4 protein-coding genes and 1 pseudogene are annotated in these 12,997 nt (G+C 55.4%); 2 read left to right on the forward strand and 3 right to left on the reverse strand.

Going from position 1 to position 12,997, the window contains the following annotated elements; all coding sequences use genetic code 11:
- Positions 1-6 precede the first annotated feature (6 nt).
- Positions 7-711 carry a transglutaminase-like cysteine peptidase gene (locus CH74_RS16765; RefSeq protein WP_048308692.1) on the forward strand — a complete coding sequence of 235 codons (705 nt, stop codon included), beginning with the start codon at positions 7-9 and terminating at the stop codon, positions 709-711.
- Between the two features lie 52 nt (positions 712-763).
- Positions 764-2,689, forward strand: a complete 1,926-nt coding sequence (locus tag CH74_RS16770) for a LapD/MoxY N-terminal periplasmic domain-containing protein (protein WP_048308693.1) — start codon at positions 764-766, stop codon at positions 2,687-2,689.
- A gap of 110 nt (positions 2,690-2,799) precedes the next feature.
- On the opposite strand, the gene CH74_RS17965 is transcribed toward CH74_RS16770, so the two are convergent.
- The 3 genes and pseudogenes from CH74_RS17965 to CH74_RS18710 all read right to left on the reverse strand — a co-directional run.
- Complete coding sequence (locus tag CH74_RS17965) at positions 2,800-5,568, reverse strand: type I secretion C-terminal target domain-containing protein (protein ID WP_053070815.1); 2,769 nt, start codon at positions 5,566-5,568, stop codon at positions 2,800-2,802.
- Entirely contained in the window at positions 5,565-6,179 is a 615-nt protein-coding gene (locus CH74_RS16780; protein WP_048308694.1) for an Ig-like domain-containing protein, read from the reverse strand. Before CH74_RS16780 ends, CH74_RS17965 begins: the two co-directional genes overlap by 4 nt.
- Before the next feature lie 98 nt (positions 6,180-6,277).
- Positions 6,278-12,982: pseudogene (locus CH74_RS18710) on the reverse strand (Ig-like domain-containing protein); the annotation flags it as partial.
- Between the last annotated feature and the right edge of the window lie 15 nt (positions 12,983-12,997).

A 12,997-nucleotide genomic window follows, 5' to 3' on the forward strand; every position in this document is an offset into this window, starting at 1 on the left:
CTGTTCATGCCTGCATCGCCGCAAGGCGCTCCCTTCAACCCCTCCCGACGCCGATTCCTGCTTGGTGCTGCAGTGGCGACTCTGGCCCTGGCAGGCAGCCATGGCGAGCTAGCCAGTGGCGCCATGGATGTGGAGCGAATGCGCGCGCTGATGCTCGAGCGTCACGGACACGACGGCGTGCTGGTGATCGAGGCCTGGCTTGGACTGCTGCACGATCTGCAACACCGGAGCACTTTTGAGCGACTCACAGGTGTCAACGACTTCTTCAATCAGCGGGTACGCTGGGTCGAGGATATCCAGATCTGGGGCAAGGAAGACTTCTGGGCGACCCCTCTCGAGACGCTCATCAAAGGAGCCGGCGACTGCGAGGACTACGCCATCGCCAAGTATCAAACCCTCAAGACTCTCGGCATCTCCGGACAATGTCTGCGCATGATTTATGTTAGTGCGCGTATCGGTCGCAGCGACATCATTCAGGCCCACATGGTACTGGGATATTACAAGTCCCCTGCCGCGGAGCCTCTGGTTCTGGACAACTTGCTACCCGACATCTTTCCTGCCAGCCAGCGCAGCGATCTCATTCCCGTGTTCAGCTTCAACAGCGACGGTCTCTGGACCGGCGGCGCTACAAGCTCCCTGGCCGATCCTACCCAGCGTTTGTCCCGCTGGCGCGATGTGCTCCAGCGCATGACCCTGGAGGGAATTCTATGACTGAAAAAACACCATCTGGCATTCAACCCCGGCACAACAAGAGAACCCATTGATGTCATTGATCAAGCAGTTATGGCTGGCCATCCTTGGAGTGGTGCTGATTTCCTTGGGGGGCAGCCTGTTCATCAGCATGGTGACCAGTACGCAGTATTTCGAACAGGAGCTGCGCATCAAGAATGCGGACAACGCCAACGCCCTGGCTCTGTCCCTAAGCCAGCTCGACAAGGACCCGGTCGTCGTTGAACTGCTGATTGCCGCTCAGTTCGATACCGGCCACTACCGCCGGATCGAGCTCGTCACCCCCGACGGCAATACCCTGCTGCGCCGCGTGAACGATGCGTCCGTGACGGACGTCCCCGAATGGTTCGTCAACTGGGTGGATTTTTCCATACCCTCGGGCCAAGCAGTCATCCAAAACGGCTGGCAGCAATACGCGACCATCATCGTCGAGAGTCATTACGGCTATGCCTATCGTCTATTGTGGCAAGGCATGATCGATTTGATGAGCTGGTTTGCCATCGCAACGCTGATCAGTGCCGCCCTGGCCTGGTGGATCGTGGGAACGATAAAGCGCCCCCTGCGAGCGGTAATCGCACAGGCGAGAGGCATCGGCCAGCATAATTTCAGCGTGTGCGAAGAGCAGCCCCGCACCCGGGAACTGCGCGAAGTGGTGACTGCCATGAACCAGCTTTCCATGACCATGAGTACCCTGTTCTCCCAGGAGAGCAAGACCCTCGACCATCTGCGCCGGCAATTGCAGCAGGATGAGATCACCGGCGTCATCAAGCGCGATATTTTCGTCAAGCGCATCGACACTTTGTTGAGCGATGACAGCGATGCGGCCACGGGCCATATCGTGCTTGCACGGCTACTCGATCTCACTGAGCTCAACAAGCGCCTGGGTTACAAGGCGACCAACCAATTGCTGGTTCATTTTGCAGATATGCTTGGCAACATAACGTCGCATTATGAAAACGGGCAGGTGGGGCGTCTCAACGGCAGCGACTTCGCCATTCTCCTGCCGGGCTGCGAGGATGCTCAAGAGCTTCGACAACGCTTGGAAACGGAACTGCATACGCAGCTCGAAGAGGCCAAGATCGACATTCTACTGCCGGTTTCACTCATACAATACGGCCGCGGCGACGATCGACGGGAGCTGTTCAGTGCGTTGGATGGCGCCCTCGCCGCAGCAGAAACGCGAGGTGGCAACAGCATCGAAGTCGTCAATCGCGATAACCATCTGCAGTTCTACAACACTCACAAGGAGTGGCGTCATGCGCTGATTCAAGCCAAGCGTCTCGACGGAATTCGCCTCGGTCGTAACCCGGTACTCGACCAGCTCAGTAGACTGATGCACTACGAAGCCCCGGCGCGCCTGAAACTGGAAGGCGAATGGCAAACAGGCGGCGTCTTTTTGCCCTGGCTATCCCGGGTAGGATTGAGCTGTGATTTCGATCTATCCATTGTCGACGCCGCTCTTGAAACGATCGTTCAGAAAGGCAAGCCCCTGAGCATCGGTCTGTCCCGGGATGCGATATTCGATAGCCGTTTCACGGCAATATTGCGTCAATATCTGAAAAGCCGTCCTGAAGAAGCCAAACAGCTATGGATCGAAGTGCCGGAATCCATCGCCGTCAGATACATGGACATCCTGCGCCCCTTGGCTCTCGAGCTACGCTCCTTCGGCTGCAGAATAGGGCTCGAGCGCGCCGGCCCCGAATTCGCCAAGCTGCCGGAGCTTCAGAATTTAGGACTGTCCTATATCAAGATCGACACCTGGCTGGTGCGGGACATTCATCTTCAGCAGCATACCCACCCTTTCTTGACCGGTATCGTCACCCTTTGCCATTCCATCGGCATGGAAGTCATTGGCCAAGGCGTCGTGTGTGACGCAGAACGAGATTGCCTGTTTGCCCTGGGCTTCGATGGAGTGACCGGCCCAGGGGTTCGACATCATCTGGACCTGGTAAGAGACTAGAGCGGGACCATCAATAAATGAAACAATAGGCAAGAAAAGAATCCAAAAAAGCATCGCCCGGCATTGCCGGGCGATGCTTTTACTACTTGAGCGTTGCTGCCTACTCTCGTTTATTGATCGATGGTCAACTGCTGATTGTCGATAAGAGACTTGATGAAGTCCGAGGAACTTTGGTTCGCCATGCTGACCCCTTCGAGAAGGATTGCCTGATCGGCGCCAGCACCATTTTCGCTGAGCTGACCGTTCGAACTGACGAAAAGCACCGTACTTCCGCCCTCCTCTTTGGCAGCAATATAGTTATCGATAGTCTCGTCACTTTCATCTTGCAATAGCTCCGCCAACGCCAGGCGATCGCCTTCACCATCAATTCGATAACCATTGATCGCATCGAGCGTGAAGTCCTTGACCACATCTCGGGCTGGGCTGTCGATGGTGGCCTGATCATCGAGCGTCCAGGCAAAGACATCGGCACCGATTCCGCCATAAAGCGTATCATTGCCAGCACCGCCCAGTAGCGTATCGTTACCGCCGCCTCCTACGAGAATGTCGTCGCCACTCCTTCCTTCGAGCCGATCATTGCCACTCTTGGCCCGCCCTTCGCCGATCAAACTCTCGACATTGTCGCGAATGTAGGATGACACCTGGGCGTCACTCGGGGCTTCTCCTGCATTGACGGACCAGCGCAGATATTCACTCAGCCCTTGATAGCCCAGACCGTCGTGACTGCCTGCGGTAAACGCCTCGCCGGTATTGCCATTGGTCCAGGCCAACTGATCCGTATCGAGCGTATCGCCAAAGAGGATGTCGTTGCCCGCACCGCCTATCACCACATCGTTACCCACCTCGGCCAGCTCTTCGAATTGTGAGCTGCCTTCCAGGGCGGCCTGCAGATCGTCGGCGTTATTGACAATATCAACCTGACCGACAGGGCCAGATATGGAGCGATAAACAGGAAAGCCTAAAATAGAACCTGAATAGACGGATTCGCTTCCTACTCCGATGATGCTGGAGTTATCGAAGAACTGCAGGTATTTCTCGGAGATATTGGCGCCGATGCCGACGGCATTGACCTGACTGACGTCACTTAGTGCTTCGAAAGCATTCACCGATGCGTTCATGACATCATGGTTCGTGCTGCCACCCGGGCCAACAACCTTTCCTTTCGAATCAAAGTAGTAAGTGGGGTCACCGTCCGTCAGGAAATAGGCAAGGTTCTGGAAGTCTGCTTCCTGTGAAGCACCCTTCCCATTTTGCCCATTGAACCAGCTTACGGCTTTCTCGAACGCCGCCTGATAGTTGGTGCCTCCATCCGCGGATAGCTTGTCGATGGCCTTTTCCAGCTGATCGATATTGGTGCTGTCAACGCCTTGAATGTTGATTTTGGTGCTTCCACGACTGGAGAAAGCTACCAGCTGAACATTGATCGTGCCTTCATGCGCTTCGAGCTGTCCCGCCAGATTCTGCAATGCCTGTTTGGTCAGTGCCATGCGGCTCAAGCCGGCAGTTCCAGAGACCTGCTGCATGCTTCCCGAGACATCCACGATCAGCGAAATATTGTAGTTCTTGGCCGGATCGATCAGCGTGATCTTGCCGCCCCTGTCACCGATATGAACATCGTCGCCGCTGCCCAGCCTCACCTCATTATTGGCATTGTTACCCACGGACAAGGTTCCAGGGTCCGCCACCTGAAAGTCGACGCTGCTGACGGCATTGAAGGCATTGCCCCAGCCATCTTTCCCGATGACCCTGGCCTCGATTTTACCCGGCTCCAGCCGAGCAAGATCACTGGCAGGAATCTCAATGCTCCAGGTCAGTGCATCCGTTACCTTCGTGGCGTAATCGATGCCGCCAATTCTCACGATCACGTCATCACCGGCTTGAGCATCGCCTCCGACGCCACCTTTAATTGTGATTGGTTGACGGGCTTCGCTGTTGCTCAGCAGGTTATCGTCACCGAACAAGGGTGTGGTAATGAAGATGCTGGCCTCTGGCGGCTCGATGCTATCCGCCGGGGGCTGATAATTGATGAGCGAGGCCGTGGAATCGAGGCTCAGAGATGCGTTGGCACTGCCGCCTTGATCATCGGTGATCGCGTAGTCGAACACATCCTCGACACGAACATCAGTGACGAAGAAGTCACCGCCGTCATTGCTCGAGTTCGTATCCTGGTAGGGCAAGCTCTCGAAGGCCAAATACTGGAAATCGCCATCGGCATTCTCGATCGTGATACGACCAATATTGGTGCTATTCGCGTCGTAGTCGACGGTACTCGCATCGATCGCCCCAGATGCGATCAGCTGCCCCCCAACGTCGTAGGCATACCATTTACCCGTTTCGCCGCCCTGCTCGTCGTTGAACAATTTCGAAACGCCAAAGGAAGCGCTGCGTACCGGACTCCCCAGATCTGCAATCAGAACTTCCCCATTGTCATTGATTTGATCTGGCACGTTACGCCCGTTGCTGCCGCTGACGCCCACCCCATTCTCCGTGGAGGACACTCGCAGTTGAGCGTCATCATCGAGCAAGAAGTTTTCCAGCAGGTTCAGATCACTTCGGCCGAGGTACTCGTCGCCAGTCTCGAACCCATAGAGCACCGGTGCCTCCAGGGTCGAGGCGTAGGTATATCCGCCTAGCGAATCGACGTCCAGGGTGCCATAGCGACCCAAGACGCTCGCGCTTCCATTTTCTGCAATGTCGATGTCATCGATCCGGGTGACACGCAACGCATCCCCGTCCCGATCGCTGTCGTTGCTCAAAACCCCTTTGGATTTACTGACCGCCAAAATGCTGCCAAAGGCAACGCTATTGTCATCATCAACGGCAATTGGGGCGTCGTTGACCGGCGTGACGTCCAATTTGAGTGTGGCGGTATCCTTCAACTTGCCATCGGTGACGGTATAACTGATCGCGGGCGCCGAACCGTTCCAGCTTTATTCGGCGTAAACGTGTAGTTGCCATCGCTGCCAATCGTCAATGACCCGATACCACTAAGCTTGGCAATATCGCCGGCCGCATAGCGCGTTCCCGCCACGTTGAAGCTGCTGACCGTTAGAACGTCACCTTCGATATCGCTATCGTTGGCGAGCACGTTACCGCTGATAGGCGCATCTTCGATTCCGGTGCCAGTATCGTTCTGGGCAACAGGGGCATCGTTGACCGCCGTGATATTCAGTTTGAGGGTTGCCTTGTTCGTCAACTCACCATTGGTAACGGTATAAGTAGCGATAGGCACTTTGCCGTACCAGTTCGGGACCGGCGTGAAACTGTAGCTACCGTCACTCTTGACAATCAGTGAACCGATACCACTAAGCCTGGCGGTTTCGCCTGCTTGATATGAGGTTTCACCCACCGTGAATCCGCTGACCCTTAACGCGGCACTGTCGATATCGCTATCGTTGGTCAGCACGTTGCCCCTGATCGGATTATCCTCAAAGCCCTGGGCTGCATCATCAACGGCGTTTGGCGCGTCGTTGACTGGCGTAATCGTCAAATCAAGGGTTGCCGTATCGGTTAATTCGCCATCAGTGACGGTGTAGTTGATTGGCGCAACCTTCCCGTTCCAGTTCTCGTTAGGATGAAGGTGTAGTTGCCATTACCGTTGAACATCAATGCACCGACGCCATCGATGTTGACGATTTCGCCGGCTTGATAAAGAACGCTACCGACCGTGAAATCGCTGACACTCAGCGTGGCGCTATCAATATCGCTATCGTTGGTCAGCACATTGCCCGTCAGCGCGGTATCTTCATCCCCAATAGCACTATCGTCTTCGGCGACTGGGGGGTCGTTGACCGGAACGACCGTCACGTCGAGTGTAGCGGTACCTGTCAGTTCGCCGTCGGTGACGGTGTAGCTGATCGCGGGTACCTGACCGTTCCAGTTTTCGACCGGTGTGAAGATGTAGCTGCCATCGGTTTGGATGGTTAGCGAACCAATACCGTTAAGTTCGGCAATCTCATCGGGTTGATAGGTAGCACCCCCGATGGTGAATCCATTGACCGTGAGACTGTTATCGACATCGCTGTCGTTATCGAGAACGTTGCCAGTGATAATGGTGTCTTCGTCGCCAATCGCCACATCGTCTTCAACGACAGGGGCATCATTGACCGCCGTCACGGCCAGCTGTAGCTGGGCGGTAGCCGTGAGCTCTCCATCGGTGACGGTGTAGCTGACTGTCGGAACTTGCCCGTTCCAGTTTTCGACCGGTGTGAAGGTATAGCGGCCGTCGCTGGCAATGATCAGCGAGCCGATATCTTCTAGCTCAGCGGTTTCGCCGGCTTGATAGGTATTTCCGTTAACGGTGAATTCGCTGACCGTCAGAGAGTCGCCATCAACATCGCTGTCGTTGGTAAGAACGTTACCGTTTAGCGGCGCGTCTTCATCACCAACGGCGCTATCGTCTTGCGCAACTGGCGCGTCGTTCATCGGTGTCACGGTCAGATTTAGCTCAGCGGTATCGGTCAGTTCACCATCGGTGATGGTGTAGCTGATCGTTGGTACCTGACCATTCCAGTTTTCAACCGGTGTGAAGGTGTAGCTGCCACCACTGCCAAGAGTTAGCGAACCAATGCCGTCCAATTCTGCAGTTTCACCGGCCTGATAGATTGTGCCCTCGACGACAAAGCTACTGACACTGAGCGCATCACCTTCTATGTCGCTGTCGTTTGCGAGAACGTTGCCAGTGATCGAGGCGTCTTCATCGCTAGTGGCGGCATCGTCCTGAGCAACCGGCGCGTCATTGACGGCTGTCACGGTCAACTGTAGCTCGGCTGTATCAATGAGCACGCCATCGGCAACGATGTAGCTGACCGTTGGAACCTGGCCGTTCCAGTTTTCATTCGGGGTGAAGGTATAGCGGCCATCGCTTTCAATGACCAGCGAGCCGATGCCTTCTAGCTCAGCGGTTTCGCCGGCTTGATAGGTATTTCCGTTAACGATGAATTCGCTGACCGTCAGAGAGTCGCCATCAACATCGCTGTCGTTGGTAAGAACGTTACCGCTTAGCGGCGCGTCTTCATCGCCGGTAACGCTATCGCCTTCCGCAACTGGCGCGTCATTAACTGCATTAATCACCAATTCGAGAGTCGCGGTATCGGTCAGCTCCCCATCAGTAACGGTATAGCTGACTACGGGCACCTGGCCGTTCCAGTTCTCGACAGGCGTGAAGGTGTAGCTGCCGTCAGCTTGGATGGTCAGTGAACCGATGCCTTCTAGCTCAGCGGTTTCGCCGGCTTGATAGATATTTCCCCGAACGGTGAAGTCGCTGACGGTGAGCGTGTCGCCATCAACGTCGCTGTCGTTGGTAAGAACGTTACCGCTTAGCGGCGCATCCTCATCACCGGTAGCGCTGTCGGGTTGGGCGACAGGCGCATCATTAACCGCAGTAACGGTCAGATTTAGCTCAGCAGTATCGGTCAGCTCCCCATCGGTGACGGTGTAGCTAACCGCCGGAACTTGGCCGTTCCAGTTTTCGACCGGCGTAAAGGTATAGTTGCCGTCGGTTTGAATGACCAGCGAGCCAATACCCTCAAGCTCAGCGGTTTCGCCCGCTTGGTAAGTTTCATTACCGATCGTGAATTCAGTGACGGTAAGCGAATCGCCATCAACGTCGCTGTCATTAGCCAACACATTGCCGTTTAGCGGAGCATCTTCATCGCCGGTTGCAGTGTCGTCTTGGGCAACCGGTGCGTCATTGACCGGTGTCACGGTCAGATTTAGCTCAGCGGTATCGGTCAAATTTCCATCGGTGACGGTGTAGCTAACCGCTGGGACCTGGCCATTCCAATTCCCGACGGGCGTAAAGGTATAACTACCGTCGCTGGCAATCACTAGCGAGCCAATACCCTCAAGTTCGGCGATTTCACCGGCGGCGTATTCAACACCAGCGATACTGAAGTTACTGACGGTGAGCGCATCGCCATCAACGTCGCTGTCGTTCGCGAGAACGTTGCCAGTGATCGCGGTGTCTTCGTCACTGGTGGCAGTATCGTCCTGAGCAATCGGTGCATCGTTGACCGCTGTCACGGTCAGCTGTAGCTCAGCCGTGTCTGTCAGTTCCCCATCGGTAACGGTATAGCTGATCGTCGGAACTTGCCCATTCCAATTTTCGATCGGGGTGAAGGTGTAGCTGCCGTCGGTTTGGATGCTCAGCGAGCCGATATTTTCCAGTTCGGCTGTGTCGCCGGCGGCGTATTCAACACCATCGACTGTGAAGCCGTTGACTGTTAAAGCATCGCCATCAACGTCACTGTCGTTATCGAGAACGTTGCCGCTAACAACAGTGTCTTCATCGCCGCTGGCGCTATCGGGTTGGGCGACCGGCGCATCGTTGACCTCTGTCACAGTCAGATTTAGCTCAGCGGTGTCTGTCAGTTCCCCATCGGTGATGGTGTAGCTGACCGTTGGAATCTGGCCGTTCCAGTTTTCGACTGGGGTGAAGGTGTAGCTGCCATTAGTTTGAATAACCAGCGAGCCGATGTTTTCTATCTCAGCTGTGGCGCCAGGCTGATAGGCGGTATTACCGATTGTGAAATCGCTAACGGTGAGTGGGTCACCGTCAACGTCGCTGTCGTTGGTCAATACGTTACCGGTTAGCGGCGCGTCTTCATCACCGGTGGCAATGTCGTTCTCAGCTATCGGAGCATCGTTGACCGCTGTCACGGTCAGCTGTAGCTCAGCCGTGTCTGTCAGCTCCCCATCGGTAACGGTATAGCTGATCGTCGGAACCTGACCGTTCCAGTTCTCGACCGGAGTGAAGGTATAGCGGCCGTCGGTTTGGATAGTTAGCGAGCCGATATCTTCTAGTTCGGCTGTGTCGCCGGCAGCGTATTCAACACCATCAATGCTGAAGTTGCTAACGGTGAGCGAGTCGCCATCAACGTCGCTGTCGTTGGTGAGAACGTTACCAGTGATAACGGTGTCTTCGTCACTGGTGGCGCTGTCGCCTTCCGCAACTGGCGAGTCGTTGACTGCTACCACAGTCAGCTGCAGCTCGGCGGTATCGGTCAGTTCACCATCGGTGATGGTGTAACTGACTGGCGGCACTTGCCCGTTCCAATTCTCTACCGGGGTAAAGATGTAGCTGCCGTCGCTGGCAATCACTAGTGAGCCAACGCCTTCTAGCTCTGCAGTGTCGCCCGCCTGGTAAATGCCATTACCGATCGTGAATTCGGTGACGGTAAGCGAGTCACCATCAACGTCGCTGTCGTTATTGAGGACATTGCCGGTGAGCGTGATGTCTTCATCATCTGTAGCAGTGTCGTCCTGGGCAACTGGTGCGTCATTGACTGCTGTGACAGTCAGCTGCAGCTCAGCGGTATCGGTCAACTCGCCATCGGTGAAGGTGTAGCTGATCGACGGTACCTGACCGTTCCAATTCTCGACGGGCGTAAAGATGTAGCTGCCGTCGCTGGCAATCACTAGTGAGCCAACGCCTTCTAGCTCTGCAGTGTCGCCCGCCTGGTAAATGCCATTACCGATCGTGAATTCGGTGACGGTAAGCGAGTCGCCATCGACATCGCTGTCGTTATCGAGGACGTTGCCAGTGATCACCGCGTCTTCGTCGCCGGTAACGGTGTCATCCTGAGCAATCGGCGCGTCATTGACTGCCGACACAGTCAGACTTAGCTCGGCGGTATCCGTAAGTGATCCATCGGTGATGGTGTAGCTGATCGCCGGAACTTGCCCGTTCCAGTTTTCGACGGGGATAAAGGTGTAGCTGCCATCGCTTGCGACCACCAGCGTGCCGATGCCTTCTAGCTCAGCTGTGTCGCCGGACTGATAGGTCGTATCAACAATTGTGAAATCACTAACGGTGAGCGAATCACCATCGACATCACTATCATTGTCGAGGACATTGCCGCTCAGCACGGTATCTTCGTTACCGGTGACGCTATCGTCTTCCGCAACTGGCGCGTCGTTGACCGGTGTCACGGTCAGATTTAGCTCAGCGGTATCGGTCAGCTCCCCATCGGTAACGGTATAGCTGACTACGGGCACCTGACCGTTCCAGTTTTTAACGGGCGTGAATATGTAGCTGCCATTGGTTTGGATGGTTAGCGAACCGATGCCTTCTAGCTGGGCGATCTCACCCGCTTGATACGTGACATCACCGATCGTAAATTTGCTGACCTCAAGCGAGTCACTATCAACGTCGCTGTCGTTATCGAGGACATTGCCGGTGATCGTGGTGTCTTCATCATCTGTAGCAGTGTCGTCTTGGGCGACCGGTACGTCGTTGACTGCTGTCACGGTCAGATTTAGCTCAGCGGTATCGGTCAAATTTCCATCTGTGATGGTGTAGCTAACCGCCGGAACTTGGCCGTTCCAGTTTTCGACTGGCGTGAAGGTGTAGCGGCCATCGCTTTGAATGACCAGTGAGCCGATGCCATCAAGCTCGGCGGTATCGCCCGCCTGATAAGTGTCATCACCAATCGTAAATTCGCTGACCTCAAGCGAGTCACTATCAACGTCGCTATCGTTAGCCAACACGTTGCCGACCAGCGGCGCATCTTCGTCACCGATAGCGCTATCATCCTTAGCAACCGGCACATCATTGACCGCCGTTATAGTCAGCTGGAGTTCAGCCGTATCGGTGAGCTCTCCATCAGTGACGGTATAGCTAACTGGTGGAACTTGGCTGTTCCAGTTTTCAATGGGGGTGAAGGTGTAGCTGCCTTCGGTTTGAATGACGAGCGAGCCGATGCCCTCAAACTCAGCGGTTTCGCCGGCTTGATAGGTATTTCCGTTAACGGTGAATTCGCTGACCGTCAGAGAGTCGCCATCAACATCGCTGTCGTTATCGAGGACGTTGCCAGTGATCGAGGCGTCTTCATCACTGATGGCGGTATCGTTCTGAGCAACCGGTGCGTCATTGACCGGTGTCACTTCCAGATTTAGCTCAGCGGTATCCGTCAGATCTCCATCAGTGATGGTATAGCTGACCGTTGGAACTTGGCCATTCCAGTTATCGACCGGGGTAAAGGTGTAGCGGCCGTCGCTTTCAATGACCAGGGAGCCAATGCCCTCAAGCTCGGCGGTATCGCCCACCTGGTAAGTTTCATTACCGATCGTGAATTCAGTGACTGTAAGCGAGTCGCCATCGACATCGCTGTCGTTGGCAAGAACGTTACCGCTTAGCGGCGCGTCTTCATCGCCGGTGGCAATGTCGTTCTCAGCTATCGGCGCATCATTGACCACCGATACGGTCAAATTCAATTCGGCGGTATCGGTCAGCTCCCCATCGGTGACGGTGTAGCTGACTACGGGCACTTGGCCGTTCCAGTTCTCAACCGGCGTGAAGGTATAGCTGCCGTCGCTTTCAATGACTAGTGAGCCGATGCCTTTAAGCTCGGCAGTCTCGCCAACTGCATAGTCAATGCCACCGACAGTAAAACCGCTGACGGTGAGCGAATCGCCATCGACGTCGCTATCGTTATCGAGAACATTGCCAGTGATCACCGCATCTTCATCGCCGGTGACGCTGTCGCCTTCCGCAACTGGCGCGTCGTTGACCGCTGTCACGGTCAGCTGTAGCTCAGCCGTGTCTGTCAGTTCCCCATCGGTAACGGTATAGCTGATCGTCGGAACCTGACCGTTCCAGTTCTCGACGGGCGTAAAGGTATAGCTGCCGTCGCTTTCAATGACTAGCGAGCCAATACCCTCAAGCTCGGCGTTGTTGCCCGCTTGGTAAGTTTCATTACCGATCGTGAATTCAGTGACGGTAAGCGAATCGCCATCGACATCGCTGTCGTTAGTCAACACGTTGCCGGCCAGCGGCGCATCTTCATCACCGGTGGCAGTATCGTCCTGAGCAACCGGTGCGTCGTTGATTGCTGTGACAGTCAGCTGCAGCTCAGCGGTATCGGTCAGTTCACCATCGGTGATGGTGTAGCTAACCGCCGGGACCTGGCCGTTCCAGTTATCGACCGGGGTAAAGATGTAGCTGCCGTCGCTTTCAATGACCAGCGAGCCAATGCCCCCAAGCTCGGCAGTTTGGCCAGTCTGATAGGTATTTCCTTTAACGTTGAATTCGCTGACCGTCAGAGAGTCGCCATCGACGTCACTATCATTGTCGAGGACATTGCCAGTAATCACCGTGTCTTCGCCGCCGGTAACGGTGTCGTCCCGGGCGGTTGGCGCATCATTTACTGCCGACACAGTCAGACTCAGCTCGGCGGTATCGGTTAGCTCTCCATCGGTGACGGTGTAGCTGACTGGCGGCACTTGCCCGTTCCAATTCTCGACGGGCGTAAAGATGTAGCTGCCGTCGCTCGCGACCACTAGAGTGCCGATGCCTTCTAGCTCAGC

This window comes from Halomonas sp. PR-M31 (assembly GCF_001039575.1).
Taxonomy (GTDB): Bacteria; Pseudomonadota; Gammaproteobacteria; order Pseudomonadales; family Halomonadaceae; genus Modicisalibacter.

Bases quoted from the DNA above. Each gene is read 5' to 3' on its own strand.
- CH74_RS16765 (WP_048308692.1), top strand. From the start codon at position 7: ATGCCTGCATCGCCGCAAGGCGCTCCCTTCAACCCCTCCCGACGCCGA.
- CH74_RS16770 (WP_048308693.1), top strand. From the start codon at position 764: ATGTCATTGATCAAGCAGTTATGGCTGGCCATCCTTGGAGTGGTGCTG.